General features: G+C 60.7%; 14 protein-coding genes. 12 read left to right on the plus strand and 2 right to left on the minus strand.

The annotated features are described in order from the left end of the window. Positions 1 to 174 precede the first annotated feature (174 nt). Positions 175 to 402 carry a DUF6437 family protein gene (locus AX724_RS07995; RefSeq protein ID WP_066765168.1) on the minus strand — a complete coding sequence of 76 codons (228 nt, stop codon included), beginning with the start codon at positions 400 to 402 and terminating at the stop codon, positions 175 to 177. Positions 403 to 749: 347 nt separating this feature from the next. Between AX724_RS07995 and AX724_RS08000 the strand changes: the two genes are divergently transcribed. From AX724_RS08000 to AX724_RS08020, 5 genes are all read left to right on the plus strand, one after another. Next, a complete protein-coding gene (locus AX724_RS08000; protein WP_066765197.1) occupies positions 750 to 971 on the plus strand; it encodes a hypothetical protein in 222 nt (73 codons plus the stop codon). A 463-nt stretch (positions 972 to 1,434) separates the two neighbouring features. Next, entirely contained in the window at positions 1,435 to 1,764 is a 330-nt protein-coding gene (locus AX724_RS08005; RefSeq protein WP_066765172.1) for a hypothetical protein, read from the plus strand. Then, positions 1,754 to 4,084, plus strand: a complete 2,331-nt coding sequence (locus tag AX724_RS08010) for a type IV secretion system DNA-binding domain-containing protein (protein WP_066765174.1) — start codon at positions 1,754 to 1,756, stop codon at positions 4,082 to 4,084. The genes AX724_RS08005 and AX724_RS08010 overlap by 11 nt, the downstream gene beginning before the upstream one ends. Before the next feature lie 44 nt (positions 4,085 to 4,128). After that, positions 4,129 to 7,038: a MobF family relaxase gene (gene mobF / locus AX724_RS08015; RefSeq protein ID WP_066765179.1), complete on the plus strand. Its 2,910-nt coding sequence runs from the start codon at positions 4,129 to 4,131 to the stop codon at positions 7,036 to 7,038. A 79-nt stretch (positions 7,039 to 7,117) separates the two neighbouring features. Then, positions 7,118 to 8,026 carry an HNH endonuclease gene (locus tag AX724_RS08020; protein ID WP_066765199.1) on the plus strand — a complete coding sequence of 303 codons (909 nt, stop codon included), beginning with the start codon at positions 7,118 to 7,120 and terminating at the stop codon, positions 8,024 to 8,026. Positions 8,027 to 8,037: 11 nt separating this feature from the next. On the opposite strand, the gene AX724_RS08025 is transcribed toward AX724_RS08020, so the two are convergent. Further along, positions 8,038 to 8,673 carry a S24 family peptidase gene (locus tag AX724_RS08025; protein ID WP_066765181.1) on the minus strand — a complete coding sequence of 212 codons (636 nt, stop codon included), beginning with the start codon at positions 8,671 to 8,673 and terminating at the stop codon, positions 8,038 to 8,040. Between the two features lie 119 nt (positions 8,674 to 8,792). Between AX724_RS08025 and AX724_RS08030 the strand changes: the two genes are divergently transcribed. The 7 genes from AX724_RS08030 to AX724_RS08060 form a co-directional block, all read left to right on the plus strand. Further along, on the plus strand, positions 8,793 to 8,987 hold the full coding sequence (locus AX724_RS08030) for a hypothetical protein (RefSeq protein ID WP_066765183.1): 195 nt from the start codon (positions 8,793 to 8,795) through the stop codon (positions 8,985 to 8,987). Positions 8,988 to 9,155: 168 nt separating this feature from the next. Further along, positions 9,156 to 11,081 (plus strand): anti-phage ZorAB system protein ZorA, encoded by a 1,926-nt coding sequence (zorA, locus tag AX724_RS08035; RefSeq protein WP_066765186.1) that lies wholly within the window; start codon positions 9,156 to 9,158, stop codon positions 11,079 to 11,081. Between the two features lie 50 nt (positions 11,082 to 11,131). Continuing rightward, positions 11,132 to 11,809, plus strand: coding sequence for an OmpA/MotB family protein (locus AX724_RS08040; protein ID WP_231736572.1), 678 nt, complete (start codon positions 11,132 to 11,134; stop codon positions 11,807 to 11,809). Further along, the gene (locus tag AX724_RS08045) at positions 11,806 to 13,212 is read left to right on the plus strand and encodes an EH signature domain-containing protein (RefSeq protein ID WP_197421508.1); all 1,407 of its coding nucleotides are present in this window, start codon (positions 11,806 to 11,808) and stop codon (positions 13,210 to 13,212) included. Before AX724_RS08040 ends, AX724_RS08045 begins: the two co-directional genes overlap by 4 nt. Beyond that, entirely contained in the window at positions 13,206 to 16,961 is a 3,756-nt protein-coding gene (locus tag AX724_RS08050; RefSeq protein ID WP_066765191.1) for a DEAD/DEAH box helicase, read from the plus strand. The genes AX724_RS08045 and AX724_RS08050 overlap by 7 nt, the downstream gene beginning before the upstream one ends. Before the next feature lie 108 nt (positions 16,962 to 17,069). Beyond that, positions 17,070 to 20,366 (plus strand): STY4851/ECs_5259 family protein, encoded by a 3,297-nt coding sequence (locus AX724_RS08055; protein ID WP_066765192.1) that lies wholly within the window; start codon positions 17,070 to 17,072, stop codon positions 20,364 to 20,366. Then, the coding region (locus AX724_RS08060) for a DEAD/DEAH box helicase (RefSeq protein WP_066765202.1) at positions 20,356 to 25,697 on the plus strand (5,342 nt) is incomplete at its 3' end. The genes AX724_RS08055 and AX724_RS08060, both read left to right, overlap by 11 nt.

The following is a 25,697-nucleotide window of genomic DNA, read 5'->3' on the forward strand; positions in this document are numbered from 1 at the left end:
CTTTTTGCACGCCGATCACCCCACGAAGGGGGTGCCTATTGCACGCTGATCCTCATGAATGTCCTTACCCCACGACAAGGCCCCGGTGGCGAATGCCATCGGGGCCTTTTCTTTTGCTCTGGAGCTATGCGGCGGCGCGGGGCATCGAGCCCCTTGTCGCCGCCGAGGGTGGCGCTACGCCGGCGTCAGACGCTTGAGAGTCTCTTCGATCCCCAGTGCCATCGATGCACGGACGATCTGGCGCAGCTGGCCCGGTTCGATTGTCTCGGCGCCGCACTCGATCAGAATGTGACCAAGGACAATCGCCGCCTCGTCGCGGAGCTTTGCTTCCCTGGCTGCCAGTTCGTCGCGCTGTTCCCGGAGCTTCTTCAAGGCATCGACCGGATTGTTCTTGCGGGGCATGTCAGTCCTTTCCGCCCCCTTGGTTTGTGGTCCCTCGTGAGCTCTTCTGCCACCGCGCCCAGGGTGTAGGAAAATGAGAAAAGCGGCGCCCGACTACAGCCGTCCCCTGCAACCGAGAGGGTAGAGAGGCTGGCTCACTGAATGCCCAGCATGATGTCCGTCCACATGCCGCCTCAAGGACGGCAGGGCCCCACCATTATGCCGGAGAAGGGATGAATCCCTCCCCCGACAAAATCGTTTCCCCCACCGCCGCTGACGCGGCCGCGCAGGAGCGCGGTCCCTGACCCGACATGCGCACGAACATCGCACTTCCTCCTGTCGTTCGAGACAACCTCAGGAGGATCATCATGGCTTATTCTGCACCTTGCACCGCTTCATCCCGCAGCTACTTCGAGGCCCTGGAACTCGCCGAGCGCCGGGCGCTGCACAGCTACTTCGATCAGCACATCGTGGCAGACGACGAGCTTGGATACGTCGCGCTCGACGAAGGTGACTACTGCGCCCTGCCGGCACACCTGGCGATGCGTGTCGTCCACACCATTCACGGGTCGATGCTGGATGAATTCTGACGCCGAAAAGGGTGGGAGCCGGGGACGGTTCCTGCCCTTTTATTTTGCTCGCCTTCGGCTCGTTTCCTCTCGGGATCCATTGCGAGGAGCGGAGCGCGGGCATCGGCGCCCGCGCGCGCTTTGGCTCCGCGCTATCGAGGCCCTTCAATCCCTCCAGCATGTCCGGCGAAGTGACCGGATCACCCACTCGCAGCTTGGTAGACTGAGCACACCGTACGCAGTGACACTGCCGGATTTAGTATAGGTATATCAAAGTGATAAGCTAAATTTTCGGGCTAGTGTCAAACCAATTTGAGGGTGAAGCATGCCTTGGATTCGCGATTTATGGACAAATTGCCACCGCCTAACTCTTTGAAGTGGCGTCTGTTTATCGAGATTGACGTGCCAATGTTCCTGATTTATTCTCATCGCTGTCTTCCGCAAGATCGAACCGGGTTCGCAAGGGTCAATCGGACCCCAGAACATGGATCGGCATCTCAGTCTTCAAACCTACGTACCCCGCCCACTTGCTGACTGGATCAAGGGCAAGGCCCGGGACCAACAGGTCTCCGTCAGCATCGTCATTCGCGATCAGCTGGTCGATGCCTGGCAGCGTGAAAACGAAGCGCGAAAGCGGCCTGCGGCGCTCGACCCGGTACGGCAAAACCTGTTCATCACGGTAGCCCTCGAAGCTCTCCTCGCCAGCCATCCCGATGGCTCGTTGCGGCAGCGTACGCACGAGGCCTACAATCGCCGGCTCGCCCGGCTCGGGCTCAGCGCCTCCGCACCCGAGGGAGGCAGCGATGAAGCGTAATCTCCTCAATTTCACGCGCGGCAGCCAGCTCCTCGGCCACTTCGGCTTCATGTTTGCGGCCGGCCTAAAAGGGCCGCTGTTGGTGACCTTCATCGTCACGGCCTGGCTCTCTTATTGGGAGGTGACCTCGGCGCTAACCGATCACCAGATCTACCTGGCGTGGATGCACCTCTATGCTTCGGGCTACGCCTTCATGGAGTTCGATCCTGGCAAGCTGGTTGAGCTCAAGCTCGCCGGTGGCGGCACCGTCCGTCTGCCATTCCATGTCGTTCGCGAATTTCCTCCGATGCGCGAGGCCGTAACTGCGCTCGGGGCCGCCCTCCGGCGCGGCATGGGCCTTTCGGCGCTTGTCCTCGTCCCGGCCTTCATCGCCTTTTGGTGGTTCGCCGAACGGTTCGGCGGCAAATCGAAGGAGCGCAAGCATGAGCGCGGCGCAATGCTTGTCTCTCTCGACGAGCTCGAGGCAGAAATCGACCGGCACAACCGCACGGAACGTGCCCGCGAACTACAAGCTGCGCTCGGCTGGAAATGGCGTCTGGCAGACGCTGCAGCGACCGAAGAAGCAGGCTTTTACAGCCCGGCTCATCTCGCCGGCGTGTCCTGGCCGTGGCGCCTTGAGCAGAGCCATACGATGCTGATCGGCACAACGGGCACCGGCAAGACCGTGGCCCTTAGCCAGCTCCTCGGCGAGGCCCGGATGCGGGGGCAACGCGCGGTCGTTTTCGACCTCACCGGAGCGTTCATCGAGGCCTTTTACGATCCCGAGCGCGACATCATCCTGAACCCACTCGATGCCCGTTGCCCGACCTGGAGTGTGTTCCATGACTGCACCAGCGAGGGCGAATTCCACGCCGCCGCCGAAGCGCTCGTTCCGCACGATGGCGGCGGTTCGGAGCAGTTCTGGGTGCTGGCAGCCCGCATGCTCTTCGTGGAAATGTGCCTGCATCTCCAGCGTACCGGGCAGGCCACCAACCACGCGCTCGCAACCCGTTTGATGACCGCCGATCTCGCGCAGGTCCACAAGCTCATGCGCGGCACCATGGCCGACCCGCTGACCGCTCCCGAAGCAGCGCGCATGGCAGAGTCGATCCGAGCCGTGTTCAACGCCAATGCCAAGGCGCTGAAGCTGCTGCCCAACAATAGCCCGCGCTTCTCGGTACGGGACTGGACCCGAGGCATTTCCGCTCCGGGCTCGATCCTGTTCCTCTCCGCACGCTATGTCGACATGTCGATCTGTTCGCAGCTGCTCACTTTGTGGCTCGACACGGCCATGAATACGCTGATGACATTGGAGCGCACGCCTGATCTCAGGCTCTGGTTCCTCGTCGACGAATTGGGTGCGCTCCACCGCCTTCCCGCGCTGGAGAAAGGGCTCCAGACCGCCCGCAATTTCGGCGGCGCGATCGTCACCGGCGTCCATGCCTTTGCCAAGCTCAAGGAGGTCTACGGCGAGAACATGGCGATGACCCTGTCCTCGCTGGCTCGAAGCAAACTCATCCTTGCAACCGCGGACCGGGAGACGGCGACCTGGTGCTCCGATTTCATCGGGCATCGCCAAGTGCGCGACATGGAGGAAGGGTACAGCTACGGCTATAACAATGCTCGCGATGCCGTCAGCCTGACCCCCCGGCGTCAGATCGAACCACTGCTCCTTCCCGACCAGTTCATGAACCTGCCGAGGCTCTCCGGCTATCTCAAGTTCCCGGACGGTTTCCCGGCCGCTCCGGTCACGCTCGTGCCGCGCCGTTTGCCCCGGCTGGCAGAGGGGTTCATTGCGCGCGCCTCCGAACCTGGCCCCCAAAGGGCTGCGCCGGATGAAGGAGCCACGGCGGGCACCTCTACGCCCCCATCGCATTCCGAACCTGTCGAAGGTGCACCCGCCGCGAATGATGATGGTGCAGGCAAGCCGGTCGTCCCCCGGCAGCTTAAGCTCGACCTGCAGGGCGTGAAACCCGCGGCGGATCAGGCAAGCCATAAGGGCGAGGAGCAGCCCCGAGCCATGCCTGTCCGTGAGGTGCGGGGGGCGCCCGACGATGGCAAGGCCGGTGCAGATGCCGAAGCCATTACGACGGCTCGGACAGTCGCGACCTTGCCTCCAGGACCGCTTCTTTATGGCAGGAGTGAAGCGGCCGATGGAGCGCAGCCATCACCTGATGAGCAGCTGCCCGCTCGAGGAGACAAACCCGGTTCGAGTGACCGGAGTTCACCGCCGGTCGAGCGGTCGCAGGAGCGCGAACATCCCCGTGAAAGGGCCGAACGGGACTTGCTCGAAGGCGGCATCGAGAGCGGCGAGCAGGACTTCTACGAACCCGATCTTTGAGGGCCGCAAAGCAAGGGGGCGCCTTGCTTGAAGGAACGTGATCCATGCTTTCGGTCGCCAATGTCCGGTCAGCCTCCGGCGCGGCCAGCTACTTTGCTGCCGACAACTACTACGCGAGTGCGGACGCCGACCGTTCGGGTCAGTGGGTGGGATCAGGCGCTCCAGCGCTGGGCCTTTCCGGAGAAGTTGACGCCGCGGTCTTCGACAAGCTCCTCAAAGGCGAACTCCCCGACGGAACCAGGGTCGGCCACGAAACCCAGCACCGTGCGGGAACCGATCTCACGTTCTCGCTACCCAAGAGTTGGTCGGTCCTCGCGCTCGCTGGCGGCGATAAGCGGATCATCGAAGCCTATCGCGAAGCGGTGATCGAGACGCTTCAATGGGCCGAAAAGAACGCGGCCGAAACGCGCCTCGTCGAAAACGGGAAGGTGCGTACCGTTCCGACGGGCAACCTCACGGTGGCGCTTTTCCAGCACGATACCAATCGCAACCAGGAGCCCAATCTCCATTTCCATGCCGTGGTCGCCAACGTCACGAAAGGCACAGATGGTAAATGGCGAACATTGAAGAATGACCGGCTCTGGTCGCTCAACACGCTCCTCAACAGCATGACGATGGCGCGCTTCCGCCTTTCGGTTGAAAAGCTCGGCTATGCGGTAGGGCCCGTCGGCAAGCACGGCAATTTCGAGGCTGCCGGATTTACCCGCGAGCAGGTCATGGCCTTCTCCACGCGGCGCCAGGAAGTGCTCGACGCGCGGCGTGGCCCCGGGCTTGAAGCTGGCAAGATTGCCGCCCTCGACACCCGCAGCGCCAAGCAGGCAGTCGCAGATCGGGGCGCACTTTTGTCGGGCTGGCAAGACCATGCCCAGTCCGCAGGCCTCGACCTGCCGGCTATGGTTGAACAGGCGCAGACCCTCGCAAATCCAGCATCTCGCCCCCCCGCATCCGGCACCAGCCTGATCGAGCGTGGCAAGGCGTGGCTTCGGGACTTTGCCGAGCGGATCAAAGGCAATCCTGCCGATCCGCTGATCCCGGCTCATGTGCTCAAGCAGGACCGCGAGACCGTTGCCGCTGCCCAGGCAACAGCCTCTGCCGTGCGCCACCTTTCGCAGCGCGAAGCAGCCTTTCCGCGTGAGGCGCTGTACAAAGCAGCGCTGGACTATGGGCTGCCCACAACGATCGCGGCCATCGAAACGCGGGTCAATGCGCTGGTGCGTTCGGGCGATCTCGTTCAAGGGTCAGGAGAGCGCAAGGGCTGGCTAACCTCGCGCGATGCGCTTGCTAGCGAGCATCGCATTCTCGCTGCCGTCGAAGCCGGGAGGGACGCTGTTGCTCCCCTTCTCGACAGCAATGAAGCAGGCGCACGGGTCAAGGCAGTTGCTGCCATCAATCACGGTATCGACCTCAATGCTGGCCAGGAAGGGGCTGCGCGCCTGATCCTGTCATCGACCCACCGGACGATCGCCATCCAGGGTGTAGCAGGTGCCGGTAAGAGCAGTGTCCTGAAGCCCGTGGCGCAGATCCTTGGTGAGGAAGGCAAGGAGATCATCGGGCTCGCGGTCCAGAACACCCTGGTGCAGATGCTTGAGCGCGATACCGGCATCACGTCGATGACTTTGGCTCGGCTGCTCAAGAGCTGGGCACCGCTCTTGGAAGACCCCGGCAATACCGGCCTTCAGGCTGAGGCGAAGGAAGAGCTGGGCGACCGGGTCCTGGTCCTCGATGAAGCTTCGATGGTCTCGAACCACGACAAGGAACGCCTGGTAACACTGGCCAACCTTGCCGGCGTCCGGCGGCTTGTTCTTGTTGGCGACGCGCGCCAGCTCGGCGCGGTCGATGCGGGCAAACCCTTCGACCTCGTCCAGAAGGCGGGCATCGCGCGCGCAGACATGACCACCAACCTGCGCGGCCGGGACCCGAAGCTGCGTCTCGCCCAGGCCGCTGCTCAATCGGGCGATGTCCATACCGCCCTCGGTCATCTCGAAGGCTCGACGATTGAGACAAGGGGCGACAGCGCATTGGTCGCTGCCGAGCAATGGTTAGCGCTGGCGCCGCAGGACCGCGATCGGACCGCGATCTATGCCTCTGGCCGGCTGTTGCGCAGCGCGGTCAATGACGCCGTGCAACGCGGGCTCAAAGCCAATGGCGAGCTCGGCAAGACACCGCTGGACTTGATTGTGCTGTCACGGGTCAATGCGACCCGAGAGGAACTCCGATACCTTGCGGCCTACCGCCCCGGGATGGTTCTCGATGTTCGCAGCCCGGACAAGCAGCAGCGTCTCCCGCGCGGCGAATACAAGGTCGAGAGCATCGACGACAAATCCCGCGAGGTCCGGCTCCGCGATGCCAAGGGCAGGATGCGAAGCCTTCGCCCGAGCCGCATCCGTCCTGGTGCGAAGGACGATCGCCTTGCGCTGTTCGAGGAGAAGCGCCTTTCGATCCACGACGGCGATCGGATTCGCTGGACCGAGAACGATCATCGGCGGGGCCTGTTCAATGCCGACCAGGCGCGGATCGAAGCCGTCGAGGGCGCGCGGGTCACGCTGGTAACGTCATCCGGCCTGCGCCATGAACTCGAGCGAGGGGACCCGATGCTGAGGCGGCTTGACCTCGCCTACGCGCTCAATGCCCATATGGCCCAGGGGCTGACGTCGGATCGAGGTATTGCAGTCATGGACAGCCGTGAACGCAATCTGGCCAACCAACAGACCTTCCTGGTCACCATCACCCGCCTGCGGGATCACCTGACCCTTGTGGTCGACAGTGCCGACAAACTCGGGAGAGCGGTCGCCCAGAACACCGGCGAGAAAACGTCAGCGCTGGAAGTGACCGAGCGCCTGCGCGAGGCTGCGGCAAAAGGTCTGGCTGCGGGAGCCTCGACCAAGGAAGATCAGAGCAAGCAGCCGCCCGAACTGACTAAGGAGCGCACCAAGCCCTTCGAGATCGGCATCTGACTTCTTTGCTTTCGAGCCTGGACGGCGGAGCGTTCTCCAGGCAACCTGTCGCGCATCGACTTTGGCTACGGGCGGGAATGTGAAGGGCGTCTTCGAGATCAGCGGCAATTCGCGGTACGACGACGCGATCACCGAGCGCTATCACTTTCCGAACAATTACCTGTCGGTTGCGCGAGAGCTCTCGAACGACTGGATTGTCTACCGAGAAACGCGGGTCTCTGGCGGGCGAATGGCCTATATCGCCGCGGCCTTCGTCGAACGCATCGATGCCGATCCGAGCGATCCCAGCCATTTCTACGCGCGTGTGCGCGACTACCTCGAGTTCGATCAGCCTGTCCCCTACCGCGACGGCGGTGGCCGGTTTGCCGAGCGGTTCCTGCGCGAGATGGCAAGGCCAGGCGATGCCGGACGAAGCCTGCGCGGCAAGTCGGTCCGCGGGTTGGAAGACGAGGATTTCGTGGCAATCGTCAATGCTGGCCTTGCAGAAACCCTCGATCCCGAAAACCGGATCCGTCTCGAACTCGATGCCCCACGCATCGATCCGGAAACCAATCTGCTGCTCGACGATCATATCGCGGAGCGGCGCATCGAGCAGATGCTGGTGAACCGCAAGATCCGAGACGCGAATTTCCGCAATCATGTCCTCGACGCTTACGAGAATACCTGCGCAGTCACGGGCCTCAGGATCGTGAATGGCGGCGGCAAGGCCGAAGCCCAGGCCGCGCACATCTGGTCCGTTGCCGACGGTGGGCCGGACATCGTCCAGAACGGAGTGGCGCTGTCAGCGACAGCCCATTGGCTGTTTGATCGCCACCTCATCACCTTCGATGACGATCTCTGCCTCCTGGTGTCGCACAACAAGGTGCCATCAGAGCTTTTGCAACTCTTCCCGCCGGCAGGGCAGCAAATCCGCTTGCCGCGTGACCGAGGCTTGCACCCGCGACCCGACTTCGTTGCGCGGCATCGTGAACGATTTGCAGGTGCCTGAGGCCCGGCAGATCAGACCGACCGCCCGAACCAGATCACCCGGCCGACGACATGGATCGTCGAGCGGTCAACGTCGGTCCAGGTCGGATATGCCGAATTGTCGCTCGAGATCGTGATCTGCCGCCCACCTGGCTGGATGGTCACGCGCTTCACCACGAGCGCGTCGTCGGCGCGCAGCACATAGATGCCATCGCGCAGGCGCGAGCCCTGATCGGACGCATCGACGAGCACTTCGTCGCCATCCCGAAGCGTCGGCTCCATCGACTCTCCATGGACATGGATGATCGACAGGCTCGCGCTCTTGGCCCGGGTCAGCTTGCCCAGCCACCGCTCGTCAAAGCCGAACCGGGTATGCGCCGTCTCGCTTTCCGCGATCGCGCCAAATCCGGCTGAAGCATCGACATTGAGGATCGGCACCTCGACCAGGCCATCGCGTATGGCGAGCGCCGGGCCGCCAAGCACCTGCTCGTCGACCCCGAAGAAGCGGGCCAGAATGCGCCGGTCTTCGTCGTCCAGCTTGCGCGGTGAGCCGCGCTTGATGAATTGCTGGATGTACGCGGGGTTGCGATTGAGCAACCGCGAAATCGCGGAATAGCCCACGTTCCTTTGCCGGATCAGGCGATCCAGCTCTTCTCTGACATTCTCCATCGGCGGCGCCTTTCAAGGGGCGGTCCAGGTTGGCGTGTAGGAATTCATCCTAGACTCGATGGAGCCTTCCTAATAAGAACATAACAAGAACACAAGCTGAATCTGATTCGAGGTAGGCCATGAAGCTGCTGGATCGCATCGAGCGTCATCTCAAGGACACCCACATGTCTGCCACCCGTTTCGGGCGGCGGGCGGTCGGAGATCCGCGCTTTGTGCTGGACTTGCGATTGGGGCGGCGGCCGCGGCGACGAACGCTGGAGAAGGTGGAGGCGTACCTCGCGTCCAGATCATCGGCGGAACAATCGCATCAGTAATTTACAGAATCCTCACATCCTGAATGGAACCACTCTTGGCGGCAGCGGGCGCGTTCGATACCGTTCGATCTGTATGGGGTTCTCCTGCTTGGATGCTATTGGCAGACTTGTCTGCTTCCCAGCAAATGAGCGGGAGCTATCGATTTTGCCGAGTTTCAGGGGGCTTGTGTGGAAATTACCGAATGGCTTGGCCATGGGCTGATCTTTTTCTTTACCAAAATTCCGCTCATCGGCGATGCGATGGCTGCTTTCCTGGCCGTCGTATTAGTTGGAACTGCCTTCGCGATTGCCACTCGTTACAAGCGCGAATTTCATGAACCTCTTGCAAAAGCAATCGAAGCACGGGTTCGGCTTCTAGATGATGTGACTGGGGGAAGCACGGCGGACATCGATACTGCCCGCCTTGCCTTCGCCCACCGGTTCAACGAAATTGATGAGCAAATGATGGAGGTAGCCCATCCCGAGGCTCTTCCGCTTCGCCGGACCTGGGAGGAATATCGCGAGACAATCGTCGACCCCGCTTCCGACATCCTTCAAAATTCGGCTCGTCCTGAGCACTTCTTTATCAATCTTGGCGAGCGCCATCGCGGCCTGAACTGGTTCGCAAACATCTTTATCGCTGTCGGCCTGCTCATCACCTTCCTTGGCATCATTGCAGCACTTTCGACCCTCGACTTTAGCGGCGGGGTCGATGCGATGCAGGAGCGCCTCAATGACCTGATGAAGGTCGCTGGCGCAAAGTTTTGGGCCTCAGTGGGCGGCATCGTAGCGTCTATTGTCCTGCGCTCGTACGATTACCGGTTCGGCAAGCGGATCAACGACGGCCTCTCCATGCTCTGCGACAAGCTGGAACATGGCATGGCCTATCTTCCGCCACAGCGCATCGCGAGCGATCAGCTGGAGCAGCTGAAGGAACAGACGCCGGCCCTCCGAACCTTCTCGGAACAGCTGGCGGCCGCGTTGGATGGCGCTCTTGAAAAGCAAATGGCACCAATGATCACCCATCTTGGCTCGATCCAGCAAGGCATCGACAAGATCAGCGGTGGTGGCGGCGAAGCTGTCCGCGATGCAATCGCTTCGAGCGCTGGTGCCGAGATGGCAGGCCTTGCCGATGCGATCGGGGCAATGACCCTGTCGATGGCTACGATGTCCGAACGACTTGAGAAGCAGACCGGAGAAGCAGACCGACAGATCGAGGAGGCTGTGCGTCGGTTTGGTCAAGCGTCCGAAGAGATGCGAGCTGCCTTTGGCGACCTCAATCGCAATTTCGGCGTGGTCGCTGACCGAATGCGTGAGGAAAATGAGCAGGCGAGCGCACTTGCACGTGAGCGAATGGATGAGCTGCTCAGCAGCCTCGGCACGACCCTGGACGACATGAAAGCTGGCTTGGCTGCTGCAGCCACGCAACTCGGGGAAGCCTCCACCAACGCGGCAAATGACGCTGCCCGCATCGGCCAGGAGGCGATGGAGAAGTCCTTCTCCGATTTCGTGGAGCGCTTCAATGGCGCAGGCACCCCGCTCGTTGCCAGCATGAAGGATGCCGGCAACGCGATCTCTGTTTCGGCTGACCGGCTCTCTTCAACTCAGACCGCTATTGGTGACCACGCACGGGCTATCGAGCAGGTCGCTGCCCGTTCGAGCGATCTGGCAACAGCATTTGGCACAGTCGCCAACGACGTCGAGGCTGCTACGGCCCCTGTCCGTCAGTCTGCTCTGTCGATTGCAGAAGCTGTCAAATCGGTCGAAGGCATCGTTGCAAAGAATGCGCAGTCCTCAGAGAACGCCCGAGAGGAGATGCGCGATCTCGCCGCATCGCTGAATCAGACGGCAACGGCAGCCTCGTCGGCCTGGTCTGAATACAGGGCCCGCTTCGAGGAGGTCGATCGTTCGCTCGGAGCCGCGCTCGAAAAGATCTCTGACGCAGCGGGCAGCCACGCTACGAACCTCAATGAACGTGTCGGCCAAATCGATCGGGCACTCGGCGAGGGTGTTGCGCAGCTTGCAGGTGCACTTGAACCACTGACAACGCTTCGCGACACGGTCGAGGAGCTGGCCGGAATTCTTGCGAACCAAAATCGGGAAGCCGCTGAATAATGGAAGGCGTCGTTCGCAGGAGACCCCCGGAAGAAGGCGAAAGCTACTTCATGTCCATGACGGACATGATGGTCGGCCTTCTTCTCGTTTTTATAATCCTACTGGCTTACTTCGCGCTGAATCTGCAGTCCAAAACTGAAGAGCTGACCGGCGCCAACCGAACCCGGGCAGAGATTCTCAATGACCTTCAGCAGTCATTGAAGGACAAGGGTCTGCAGGTCGAAATTGACACGAAGACGGGTGTGCTCCGCCTGCCTGACGATGTGCTGTTCGACAAAGGGCGATGGGAGCTGAGCGACAGAGGGCAAGCTGCAATCAGCAAGGTTGCCAGCGCAATGGTAGAGGTTCTGCCCTGCTACACGACTTCAAACCTCTGCAAGGAGGAGCGCTCAAAGCACCTCATCGACGCCGTCTTTGTAGAGGGGCACACTGATTCCGACGCGATGTATGGAGAGATGAACAACTATGGCCTCTCGGTTCGACGAGCCGAAACGACATTCACGATGCTCCAACGCAATCAGCCGGCCTTGCGGGGGTTTCTCAACAAGCCGGCAGGCCAGTCCGGTTCAGCTCCGATCCTCGGTCTGAGTGGGTACGGCCCGGATCGTCCTATCGCGCAAGGCGATAGCGAGGCGGCGAAGAAACGTAATCGTCGGATCGACTTGCGATTCCTAATGACCACCCCCAGCGCCGGACTGGACAAAGACGTTCTGAGGCAGGGGCAATGAGCTTTCTGCGCGCGGCAATCGACCGAATGGACGCAGTGGCGTCTGCGGGGCTCGCAAAGCCTCCGACAACGCAGCCTGAGTTACAACGGCAACTCGCCAAGCTTGACGCGAGCATCGGTGAGGCAGAGCCAGTTGTCGAGCTGAAGCCCTTCTTGCGTAGTGCAGCAGAGAATGGCGCCAAGGCGCTCCCCCGCTTTCAACTCAACCGGGTCCTGCGCGGTGCATGGTGCGACCCAGAGTTCGACGACTTGGGGTCTGCGGCTCTCGACCGCGCGGTCGAGGAACAGCGGCGCAGTTCCGATCAAGCTATGATCGATGGCTACCTCACCTATTTCCCAGTGGAGCGGCCAATCATGGGGAAGCTGGCAGAGGCGGCCTCAGGTGCTGCCCTGCGGCACGAATGGGCATGGCGAGAAAGGGCTCGGCACTGGGATCTATTTTCGCCCTCGCAAGGCCCAGCAAGGGTGGCTCAGGATTTGCTAACGCGCGATGATGACCAAATCTTCCCATTGATGAGGGAAACTGGGCTGAGCGCAAATCTGGCAGCGAGCGGCTTTGGCCAAGCAACGTTCGCCAGATTTTGCGTTGCGACAGCAGAATTGTCGGCGAGTAAGGCCGTCCCGGCGCAGCGCAGCCTGCTAAGGCTCTTCGATCAGGAGGCCCTGGCAGGACAGATTGAGCTCGTCGTGCGGGCATTGCTGGAACCTTGGATTGGTCAAAAGCCCGAACCCGAGCATCGCAAGGCCATTTCCGAGTTTCTCCTAGACCAAGTCGGAGACCCACGCCTTCAGCGGCCCCGCTGGGACAGAATCATCCGTTCACTGGCAGAGAGCATTGGCGAAGAGCGCGCGCTCACGGTCACACAGGTCTTCAAGCGCTGGCTCACCGAAGTCGCAATGCGCGAATTCTTCAGGGCTATCGCGAAGACTACCGATCGGCCCGATCAATGGGCGCAGCGAGAAAAATTCTGGATGGCCTATCTCGACGATGGCCTTGTCAGTGATGCGTGGCCTGCCTTGGGTGTCCGGGCCCGCAACCAGATCGAGTATCTCATCAAACAAAGCGGCGAACGCCCGGAATTTGGAATCATTCGCGGCGGTCCCGCCTCCTCCTCTTCGATCATCATGCAGATTGGCGATCTCAGGATTTCCGAGTGGAGTGACAACGGCTCATGCCGCTTTTGGAGTGATAGCGATCCGAATGCCCCGAAGCTTTACGCCAAAATATACGACGGCGGCAAACTGCGGACCACGGCAGGTCGGACGGACTTCGAGTATGAATCTCACGTTCCTGCAAGCCCGGGTTGGGAAGGCAAGTTTGCGGGCATAATTCATCGCCGGACATCAATCTTGCACCCGCGGTTTGGGAAAGGTCGTGGGCGGAACTGGAACGATCGATGGTAAGCACCAAATTCGTCGCAACCCAGCAGAGCGATGGCCACGAGGCGATCACACTGTTGCGTGAGAAACCGGGCGGGCTGTTCAAGCGGGCTTCAAGCGAAACGGTGCCAGTCTCGGAATGGCCCAAGGTCGCTCCCGAAGCAGGGCAAGCGGCCTTGGCGCTCGCACGCTCGTTCGATCAGGAAGGGCAAATTCTTGAAGAGGACGGAGGGGTTATCCTTCCCCCTCACATTGCAGCTCAACTCGACGAGGCCGATGCCTTTGCCCTCGGCCTGCCGCCTGCCACGCCTCTGACACTACAGCTGAACTCGAGCGGATCGCTTGCCGAAGGAACCATCACGGTCAATCCGAAGTGGATTCGCCGCGGGGGCGCGCCCGTTCGGGCTGATATTCTTGGCATTCGTGTACGAGAGGGTGGACGTGTCAGCCGCATTCCCGAGCCGGTGTTTTCCGTCTTCCAAGCTGCACAAGCTGTTAAGTCAGCAAGTGAGGCCGACGAACGAAGAGCAGCCTTTGCCGAGCTTCGTGAACTGCTGGGCGACAAGCTGGGGGCTGGGATCGAAGCCGACGGGTTTCTAGAACGCATTCGCATAGCCTACGCTGCGAACTTCTCGCTGAATGCAAAGACCGATCACGGTCGCTTTGACTTTGACCCCGTTCTCTTTTCAAGGCACGTGGGCGAGACCGCCGAGGGCGACCTCGTCGATGAGCATGAAGCATCCCTGCTGACCCCGCAGGATGCCGTGCACTTCCAACGCAGATTTCGGAGCCAGGAAGGGGGACGGCGCAGTTATCTCCTTTCCGACGGAACGCTACTGTTTCTCGACCCCCTGCTGGGTAAAGCGCTCGATATCGTCCGTGCCAAGCAGGGCGGCAGCTCGCAGGAAAAACGGGAGTTCCTACGCTCTCCGCAGCGGGTATTGCGCGAAGAGCTCCAACTCGATGCTACCGGCGACGACGCAGCAGCGGACCGCCTCTTCATCGAGACGCAACAGTTTTCGGAGCGTGTCAGCGGGATCGAGGTCTGGCAAAAACCGGTCCTGCCTTGGATCAAGCCGAAGCCCAACAGCTGGCTGCCCGAAAGCTTCGGACTGAGGATTGGTGACCCTCCCGATGCACGGCACATTGCCTTGGCTCCCGGCGACGCTGAGGTTCTCGCCGGCGACCTTGAGACTGCGATCAAGGCGGGAGACGAAACCGTCGCCTGGCGCGACGAGAGCATTCCCGCCACCCCGGCCACCCTTCAGGCAACGCGAGGTATTGCCGATCTTGAGCGACAGATCGCAGCAGAAGCAGGAGACCCGGCGCAATCTGAGCATGAGCGTGAATCGGTCGACATCTTTTTTCTCCAGGTCGGGGAGAATTTCGAGCAACTCGATTATGCACGTTTACCTCGGCCGAAGTCCGCACCGGAGCCATTTCAGGTTCCTGCCTTTCCGCAAGGCCTGAAGTCCGAGCCAAAGCCTCACCAATGCGACGCTTTTGCCTGGCTGACTGAAGCATGGGAACGCAGGATGCCTGGCGTCCTGCTCGCTGACGATATGGGCCTGGGCAAGACATTCCAGGCACTCATGTTCCTGCTATGGCGGCGGTCTAACTCGGCCCACCCCAAACCAGTGCTGATCGTTGCACCAACTGGCCTGCTGAAGAACTGGCAAGCAGAACTGGCTCAACACGTAGAGGCTGGCCTCATCGGCCCTGTGATTGAAGCCTTTGGAACAAACTTGCGCAGCTATCGGCTAGAGGCCGGAAGCGACATTCGTGGCGGTACTTCACGGCTCGATTCCGGCGAGTGGGAAGACGCAGGGATCGTTCTCACGACTTACGAAACGATGCGCGATTATCATATGAGCTTCGCGCGCACTCCGTTTGACGCGATCGTATACGACGAAATCCAGAAGCTTAAGAACCCGGCTAGCCAAATGACCCGGGCAGCCAAGGCGCTCAATGGCCGCCTGCAAATTGCTATGACCGGCACACCAGTCGAGAACCGGCTTCAGGATCTCTGGTCGATTGCCGATACGGTTTACCCAGGCTTCCTCGGATCGAGCCGGGAATTCGAAAGCAGCTACCCAGCGAACGATCTGACGGGCCTTGAAGACCTCCAGCGGCGGTTGGTCGAGCGGGATGACGAGCTGCCTCCGTTCATGCTCAGGCGCATGAAGGACGAAATCCTCACCGGTCTGCCGGAAAAGACGGCGCGCAAATACGCGGTGGAGATGCCGCCTGCCCAAGCGCAGGCCTATGACCTGGTACTCGCAAGAGCTCGCGCGTTACGTGAAAGCGGCGAGCAGGGCGCGATGCTCAAAGTGCTGCACATGCTGCGCGGGACATCGCTCCACCCTTCGGTGCCGCGAGGCGTCACCGATATCAACGCCTACGTTGCCCAGTCGGCGCGCCTGAAGAAGACGTTTGAGATTCTCGAGGAGGTTAAGCAGCGCGGCGAGAAGGCACTGCTGTTTTGCGAAGATCTCGAGATGCAGGCGTTTTTGGCCATGGCCATCCAGGAGCGCTTCGATCTCAAGCACAGGCCGATGTGCATCAGCGGCAAAGTGGCTGGCCATAAGCGCCAGGAGATGGTGAACGCATTCCAGAGTTCGCCATCTGCCTTTGACGTCCTCATCCTGTCTCCCAAGGCAGGGGGCGTTGGGCTCACGATTACTGCCGCTAATAACGTGATCCACCTCTCACGCTGGTGGAACCCAGCTGTCGAGGATCAGGCTACCGACCGCGCCTACCGGATCGGCCAGACACGACCGGTCACGATACACATTCCGATGGCTATCCATCCGGATGAGGCGATCGGTCCTTCGAGCTTCGACCAACGTCTCGATGCGCTGATGGAGCGCAAGCGCTCATTGAGTCGTGGCCTGCTCATGCCGCCCGAGAGCGAGCGGGATGTTGAGGACTTGCTTGCTGACGTGCTCGATGGGAAGCGGGCCGAGCAGCAGGATCAATCTGTTACCCCCCCTGAAACGGAGCCCCAATCCACCCAGGAGCGGCCCAGTTACAGCATTGAGCGACCCGCTCCGACAGAGCCGCAGGTTAGTGATGAATGGCTCAATGTCTCAGCAAGCGAGTCCTCGCCGCCCGGCCCTGAGGTTACGGCGACTTCCAGTCCGACAGAGGACGAAAGCACGCGATCAACGGGTAAACCCGAAGTGGTCGCGGCAGCGAAGTTGGACAGGCAGTCGGGTCGGCGCCCCATTCTCTCCTTACGAACACCTGTTGAAGCGGCAGAAGCGCGGGCTTCCTACGTTCAGCGGGTGGTCTTCGAACAACATGGGCAGCGAGACTGGACCATCTTTGAGCAATACGCCCGCGATGCGAATATCGCATTGCTTGAAATCCAGGACCCCTACTGCTGCGCTGATGGGCAAGCGCGGGGGCGGCTCGTCAATTTCATCAGTCGCTTTGGTCAGCTCGCTTCACAAATCGCAGCCGTCCATGTTGTGACCTTCGATGCGGACTCGGTTCAGACGCGGGAACCGGAAAGCACAAACGATCAGCGAAGAGACCTCGAAGAACGGTGGAACCGCATGCTGGCATCTGTGCAGTTGCACCTGGCGCAAAAGTCACGCCGATCCGTCGGAGACCTGCATGATCGTTTCGTCAAAGCCCGACTCGCTGACGGGGACTCTGTCATCTGGGATTTGGGCCGAGGTATCGACGGGGTCATGAGCGCCCGCTGGTCCTGTGTAGTCAATGCTTTCTACGATAGAGCTTCGCCGAGTTCGACATTGATGCACTGAAAGTATCGTCTTCCATCGTTGATTATAAAGTAATGTTCATTGATGGTTAGCGCACGGCGGGTAACGCCCGTTACGGGCGGCAATGCAGTTACAGGGGGCGATTCAGCAATGCAGGAACGCGATTTCAAGGCTGAAATCGAGGCTGCACGCAACGACCCCGCTCGGCTGCGCACGCTTGCGGACGAAATTCAGGCGACAGGTGGTTCGCGTCTGCTTGTGATCCGGGCGATCCAGCGGGCCAGGGCTGCAGACACGGGTCCTCACCCATTGGGCAAAGCAAGCGCCGAACTGGGCTTGCCTCGGCCAACCGGTCTGCCGCTTTACCGCTACAAGCTTGCGTCCGGATTGTTCGAGCGCATGGAGAAGAAGCTATCATCCGGCCTCCCGTCTGATTGGCAACGTCTCTCGCTTGCACCTGCCTTTGTTCTGTGGGCCGCAGACTGGTTTCGGCGATCGTATCAGGGCGGTGTCCAACGCTGGTCTGACATTGAGGACGTTCTAGGGTTGCGGCTCTCGCAAGGCGAATGGCGTGATCTGGCCGATCACGGGTTTCGCGCCTGGGGCGTCGAACCGTTGATTACTGCCCATGGGAATCAGCGGCTCTCCAACCTGGCACGCCATGGTGGATTTCCGGCCGCCGCGATGGCGGGCGGAGCAAGCTGGCCAAGAAAGTTCCTCGAACGGGCTGTTGGCGAGCTTTTGGGCTCAGATGCGCAGGACATTGGCACCGCAGTTGCCACCTGCGAGCGCAACGAATACCTATTGCCGACAATCTGGCGCAGCCAGGAAATGCACGCGATCTGCGGCGAGCTGGCGCTCAAAATTGTGGAGTTGCGGGCCTTCGCTGATAAGGAGGTGCCCTCCGATGGTCGTCCTTACTCGGCGCGCCTGGACCAGGCCTACGAGGACTGGCGCGATGAATTGCCGATGACCCTGGACGGGGCGGCTGCGGGTCTGATCGATACGCTGCTGGAAGCAAAAAAACTCTCCAGCAGCGGCAGCATTCGCGTTGGCCGACTGATTTCCCAAAATGGCGAAGATTGGCTTGAGTGCCTCGATTTCCATCTCGAGGGACGATGGGACGATAAGGATCAGCTGCTCTCGCCCGGCAATCACTTTCGCGTATTCCTCCAGCCCTCCGATGGTCTGGCAGACCGCATCTCCGGCAGACTTGCTTACCTCGAGCACGACGACGCGAACCGCTGGATCGCAAGACCGATGCGGAGCGAAGCGGCAATCGAGTTTCCATTCGACCTTCCAGTTGCGGCCGAATTTCACGCGCGCGGAGATCGGCTGGCACGCAGCTTCATGCTGCCTGGAGGGAAGCCCGTGAGCGGTGGGCTGCGTGTATTTGAACAGCGCAGCACAAATGCCCAGCACACAGCCTTTGCGCTCATCGGCCAAGGCTCCGGCGCCTACAAAGCGGAGCCTGTTCTTATCGATGTTCCTCAGGACTGGTCAGTTCGAGGAAAAGACGGCAACGCCGAGATCGAGGTCGAAGATTTTGCCTTCGCTCCAGGGCGCTGTCTTTATCGATGTGCGGGCACAATCATAGCTCAGAAGAGCAACGGCGACAGCTTCCTTGTCCGAACCGGGCAAAGCGCGGATCGCAAAGATCGGCTCTCGATCGTGGCCAATACAGTTTCCGGGGTGCAGCCGCCTGACGGCGAACAGCTCTTCAAGCACCCGCTCCATGCGCAGGTGTCAGATGGTCTTTCACACCGGGTTGCATCCCGGGGAGAGGTTCGTTGGCGGATGGCGGGCCAACGTAGCTGGTTTGAAGACCTGGCCTCTGCAGGACCGGGGTTGTGTGAATTCGCTTGGCTCGATGGAACAACAGGCCATGTGCGCGATCGGCTAACAGCCTTCGTTCTGCCCGCTGACTTTGAGCTGACACAGCGGAGCAACGGGACCCATTCCGATATCGAGCTGAGCGGTTGGGATGGGGCAGCTGTGCTTGGCGACGAAGCACCGAGTTCGAAGCACAGCTGGCGGATCCGGATTGATCCACCTCGCCGGGCCTTGTTGACCTTACGACTGGCTGCCAGTCAAACTCCTGCGTTTGATCTTAAAGTTCCGCTCCAATCGAAGGAATGGCTCACAACCTGGGACGGAGATCTCCTCCCGCGCGACGCAGTTCTTGGCCTGGCCGATCTTCGTGACGCGGTGGCACGCGTCCCCTCGACTTCGATCTTGATGGGGGACGTTGCCCATCATGCTGACGCTGCATTGGAGGCCAACTGGCGAATTGACCGGGAACTTGGCCTGTCCGCATTGCGCACGGACATTGCAGCTCTCATGCGCCCCCTTGGCATCGACGCTCAGGTCAGGCTCGATTTTCATAACGGGAGCAATGACCACTGGTATGTAACGGAATTTGGTAACAGTCTCGAACGGGAGACAAGCGGAGGCTTGCGCCCGAAAACCGCGATAGTCGGTGAGGATGTTAGGGTATTTGGCCGCTCACTTGGGGCTCCCGAGAAAGAGCTCGAATTTGGCAGCTACGAAGGTCTGCAGAGTGGCCTTGGTGGCCAGCTCTTTCACTTGCCGCGTCTCAAAGGTGATTGGCTCGTCTATCTCCGCGAGGGCTCCCGTGTCCTCACTCGACCCAAATTTGTCTCAGGTGACCCGGATCCCGAAGTTCCGCAGCATCGGCTTGGCCGGGCCATGGCCCAGCCATTTCTCCAGGCGCAAGAGAACCTGCAGTCCCTCGTTACCGAAATAGCTCACGATCCGACGACGGCAGATGCCAGTCAGACGATCCAGGTCGTCATGCAGCTGGCCTTGTCGCTCAACGGTCTCCCACCACAGACATTCGAGATCTTCAGCAAGCTGGTACATGCCGGTGCACTTGCTCCCCTGCTGCTGTACCGCTGTGAAGAACAGCACCTGTCGACCATTCTCGAATTGTTCGACGGGCTTTGTTCGAGCTGGGTCCTTTTGCCTTACGGCGTATGGGATGCTGCTTTCCAGGCCCAGGGACACTATCTCGTTACCCGGCTGGACGATCCCCAATGGGCGTTAACGAGGCTCACGGAGCGCCAGAATGAAATCGCAGCGCGCGCACCGCAGTTGGCCCCGCTGATTTGTCGCGATTTTTCGTCGGCGTCCTGGGAGGAAGTCCGCTGTCATTTCACCGACCATACCAGCGAAGGCATCAGCACGGACGCTGGCGGTTTCAACCCATTCCGTCCCGCATTCCGCGAGTTGCTCCCAAAGGAAAATTTCCTCGAATCCCTCATGCGGGTCTTTGATGCGCCGTTTGTGGCAGCTTTGGCGGCTATGGGTCGGATCACGCTCGACAAGGGACAAATTCTCACGGTGAAAGACGTCGAGCGACGTCATCCTGCATACTTTGCCAAGGCCTACGGCTACGCCCTAACGGAGCTCAAGAATGACCGCTGATGATGTGTCCCAGCCTACCCGTATGTCGCCGATGGATGTCCATCGGCGCTTGCAGGCTGGCCTCGCAGAAGCGGTCGTGTCTCGTGCTGGCATCAGGCATGAGGGCCTGAACGCTTTCCTCCGGCACAACCTCGCCAGCACCGATGCCTCCAAGGGTGCCTTGCTCTCGGAACAGCTCTTTCAGGCAGCACCCGGTTATGTTTCGTCGGGCAACCGCCCTGACGAACTCACTTCACTGCTTCATCCGCGCACGATCGACGCAATCACGAAAACGCCCGATGCGGAGTTGCGGTTCGATTATCCTGCCTACGCCCACCAGCTGAGGACCTGGGAGCTTCTTCGCAATGCAGACCCGCAATCTGTGTTGGTCTCTAGTGGGACAGGTTCTGGCAAAACCGAGTGCTTCCTCGTTCCGCTGCTTGATGATCTGGTCCGCGCATCTGAAGCAGAAGGTCAGCTGACCGGTGTGCGAGCCCTCATGCTGTATCCGCTCAATGCCCTGATCGCGAGCCAGGAAAAGCGTCTAACGGCCTGGACCAAACCGCTCACCGGTGATGTACGCTTCGCCCTCTACAACGGGCTGATGGGAACAGCGCGGAAATCAAACCGCGACAAAGCCGAGCACGATGTCCCGCATCAGGTTCTTTACCGCGAAACGCTCCGCGCGAACCCGCCACCCATCCTCGTCACGAACCAGACGATGCTGGAATACATGACGATCCGGCGTGAGGACCGTAAGATACTCGATGCGTCCAGGGGCAAGCTGCGCTGGATCGTGATCGACGAAGCGCATAGCTACATCGGTTCAGCCGCTGCGGAGCTGTCGTTGCTGCTTCGGCGCGTCATGAATGCGTTCGATGTGACGCCCGATCAGGTCCGATTTGTGGCAACGTCGGCCACCATAGGATCGGCAGATGACGCGGAGGCAGTCGCTTCACTGCAGCGCTTCCTCTCCGATATCGCTGGCGTCCCGCTTGAGCGCACGCATGTCGTAATCGGCAAGCCGCAACCGGTGGATCTTTCGAAGGTCCTGACTGCATCCGACGATCCCGCGGCCCGCGTGGTGGCCGAGATGCTCGAAAAGAAGCCGCAGACCATCTCATCTCTGTCATCCGTGACGACGTCTGCAGAGAAGGTCCTGCTCGACCTGTCTGCGCACAATGCCAAAGAGATCAGGCCGGTGCTGCCGATGCGCGCGCACAGCTTTACACGAGCCATTCCTGGCCTGTGGACCTGCATTAATCCGGGCTGCACCGGGGGCACACATCCGGACGGCTGGCCATTCGGCCAGGTCCTGTTTGATCAGAAGGACAGTTGCCCACACTGCCAGTCGCTGGTGTTCGAGATCCAGAGTTGCCCGGATTGTGGCGAGCCGTTCCTGCCTGCGGACGATCTGGGGGACAGGGTCTTGCCGCGGCGCAGCGATCAAGACACCGATGAGTTTCGCGAAAATAGTTATCGCGATCGTGACCATGACGAAGACGACGAGGAAGAGCGGCAGACGGAGGGCATCGGGCATCCGCGCCTGATCGCTATCAACGCGCAATCCCAGTCGACGCCTGTTGGATTTGACGTCATCAGTGGCGAATTGACCGACAACACGAGCCAATTCTCGCTGACGCAGTTGAACGAGGGGCGTTGCCCGGCCTGCCTCAGCAACAAGCGCCATGGACGGCCCGCGATGCTGTCATTCCGTTTCGGCACACCGTTCCTGACCCAGAATGCGGCGCCCATCCTCCTGGAGGGGGTGTCACCGCACCAGGCAGAGCATGCTTTGCCTTTCGATGGTCGTCAGCTGATCAGCTTCTCCGATAGCCGACAGGGCACGGCCCGGTTTGCCGCCAACATCGAGACCAACGGCGAGCGCGGATTTGTACGCGGGTTCATCTACCATGCGGTGCAGAAGGCGGCTCAAGGCAGCGACCTGCCCGAGGAGAAACGGCAGGAGCTAATCCAGAAGCGCGCCAAGCTCGCGAGCTTGGTAGATGAAATGCCATCGTTCAAAGACGACATCGCAAAAATTGATGCCGAACTTAACGGTGGCGGCGCGGCCGGCATTGCGTGGAAGGACCTGATATCGGCTCTGGCCTCCGAGCCGACCATCGGCATGATGGCCAAGGTCTGGGACCTTGATCGCAGCGAGCGCTATCATGACAATCGTGAAGCGCTGGCCCGCTTCATGCTACTCCGTGAACTTGCCCGCCGACCACGCAACGCCAATGCCATGGAAACGCTGGGCCTTGCACGCCTGCGCTTCCCGGACATCGAACGGATCGGCAAGGAAAAGCTGCCCGAGGCTGTTGCTGCAAAAGGGTATGGGATCGAGGACTGGCACGACTTCCTCTACTTCATGGTCGACTATTTGCGAGGTCAGTTCGCGCTGGACGTCGATGACGCGGACGCTCGTTGGATGCCCGGTAGGGCCCGGCCGAGGAACGTCATTGGTCCCGACCAGCCGCCCGGAGCGAAGCGAGATCTCATTTGGCCCTCGGTCAATTCCAAAGGCCGCCAACCAGACTCCGTTCTCCTTTTGGCTACGGCCCTCAACCTTGACCTATCCGCAGCCCGGGATCGCCACGAAATCAATCAACTCCTTCGCACAGCTTGGGAGCACATGACGCCGCTTATCTCCGGTGTCGGCGGGACATTCAGCTTGCGCCTGGAGAAGACTGCAGAGATCGAGGCCGTGACCAAAGCCTGGCAATGCCCGCTTACGCGGCGAGTGTTGCCCCGGCTCGTGTTCGGCCGTTCGCCAAACCTAGTCACGACTGGAACTGGCCGTTTCGACGGCAAAATGGTGACGGCAGTTGAACTCCCGAAGCTGCCGCATACCCGTCCGCTCAATGTCGAAGCCAAGGAAAGTCTTGCCGACTGGCTGGCTGAAAACGAAATGGTGCGGTCTCTTCGCAGCCAGCGTCTATGGACCGATATTCACGACCAGGCGGCGCGAGCGACGCCCTATCTGCGCGCCGAAGAACATAGCGCGCAGCAGCCTCCGCACCGGCTGCGGGATTTCGAGGAGCAGTTCAAGCAAGGCGACATCAACCTCCTTGCCTGTTCGACAACGATGGAAATGGGCGTCGATATTGGCTCGATTGAGGCGGTCCTGATGACCAATGTTCCGCCCTCGATTGCCAATTACAATCAACGCGCCGGGCGAGCCGGTCGACGGGGCCAAGGGTTTTCGGCGAGCCTGACGATTGCACGCAACACCCCGCTCGATCTGGAAACCTTCTCCGATCCTGCGGGCTACCTAAGCCGCAAGCTCGCTTCTCCCCGCGTGTCTCTAGATTCCGACCGTATCGCCCAGCGCCACGCGAACGCCTATCTGCTCGCCCAATGGTTCCGGGAGGTAGACGGCGAGTTCGCGCGGACCAAGACGGGCGATTTCTTCGGCTGCAGGGCCGATCTTCGACCCTTCGAAGGGCTGCCGCCCGTGGGGGCCTTCTGTGAATGGGTCCGACTGCCGACTACCGCTGCGACGACGGACGCTGGCCTTGGACGCTTGCTGAAGGGCACGGGTCTCGAATTCGACACTGAGATTCGAGAGCACACGGCCGTGATGTTCGAACAGGAAACTGCAAACTTCCAACGGACCTGGCAGCGCATGAAGGACGATGCCGATGCGCTTGATGGGCCAGCAAAGAAGGCAATCGAGTTCCAGGCTCGGCGCTTGTGCAAAGAGTTCCTGCTCAAAGAGCTGGCCAACCGCTCCCTGATCCCGGGAAGTGGGTTCCCTACAGCCGTTGTCCCCTTCGATACCTTGTGTGCAGAAACCCAGAAGGCGCAGGAGCGTCTTCGCTCCGACGAGGAGGGAACCCGGGATCGGCGCTATGAATGCCCGACTCGCAATGCTGACATTGCCATCCGAGAATATGCTCCGGGTGCTGAGGTTGTGGTTGATGGCCTCGTCTGGAAGTCGGCCGGCGTAACGCTCAATTGGTTGAGCCCGATTGATAGCGGGCAGCGCGAGCCACAGAACTTGCGCTGGGCCTGGTGGTGCGATCAATGCGGCGGGGCCGGTTCCGATCACCAAATGCCCGAGCGTTGCAATCATTGCGGCGATTCGAGCGTCAAAACGGAACAATTCCTCGAGCCGGCTGGCTTCAGGGTCGATTGGAACGCGCAGCCCCATGCGGACACCGATCAGGCTGTCTACATCGAGCCCAAGTCACCAAAGGTCAGCGTGGGCGACGCCTTGTGGCAACCCTTGCTGCAGCCAACCAGCGGTCGCATCCGTGCTTCGCACGATGGCTACATCTACCACCATTCGCGCGGCCCTAACGACAAGGGCTACGAGATTTGCCTCGAGTGCGGACGAGCCGGCGAAGCCGGCGCAGACGCGCTTAAGGATCACTGGCCGCTTACGCCACGCGACAAGAAGGCGATTGATCGTTGTCCGGGCAACGATCAAGGGTACGCGATCACGCGTGCCCTGGCTTTGGGGCACGAGGTTCTGACCGACGTGGTCGAAGTCCAGTTGCCGGGGCTCGAAACCGACGGCGCAGCTTGGGCACTCGGTGCCGCTCTGCGTGAAAGTCTCGCCCGCTGGCTTGGCATTGAGCCACGCGAGCTGGGAATTTCAGTTGCGGGAAGAGATGGCCAGTTGGGCCGCAAGACGCCTTCGGTTTACCTGTTTGACGAAGCCTCTGGCGGTGCCGGATATGCGCCGAGGTTACTAGACGACATCTATCATGTGTTTGAACGGGCTTCTCATGTTCTCGATTGTCCCAAGGAATGCGAAATGGGGTGCTCGGCCTGTGTGCTGGCCGCAGATCTCTACAAACAGCAAGGCCGTCTGGACCGTAAAGCGGCGTTGATCGCTGTTCGTGCCTTCCTCGACGCGAATGCCGAGTTGCCCGAGGAGGACCGGGCGGTTGCGGACGCGAAAGCTGTCAATGATACCGCAAACACAATTTTGCTGCGTGCCCGTAGCGGGGATCGCGTAACGGTATTCCTGCCTGACGCCTTCGACCTTGCCGAACTGTCGTCAATCAAAATGCGATCGTTTTTCTCGTCTGCCTCAGCCCGCGGCGTCCCGGTGACGCTGGTTCTGTCCCGCAAGTCATTCGATAACCTGGCTGAAGTGGAGCGGCGGTTCTTGCGCGACACGGCGGTACGCAACGACTTACGGCTTGCACTGGGCGAAGCTGCAGGAGGCCGTTTCGGCAACCATCGTATCGCTGAACTGGTCTCCCAGGACAGCGCCAAAGGCTTCTATTCACGCGACGAGAATGCAGCGCAGCCCGGCGAGCGGTGGGGCGTTGGAGAAGCCCATGCTGTCGTTGCCGGCAGCGTCATTCCGCCGACGCCCTTCACTCAGATCGCTGC

This window comes from Sphingobium sp. CCH11-B1 (assembly GCF_001556865.1).
Taxonomy (GTDB): Bacteria; Pseudomonadota; Alphaproteobacteria; order Sphingomonadales; family Sphingomonadaceae; genus Sphingobium.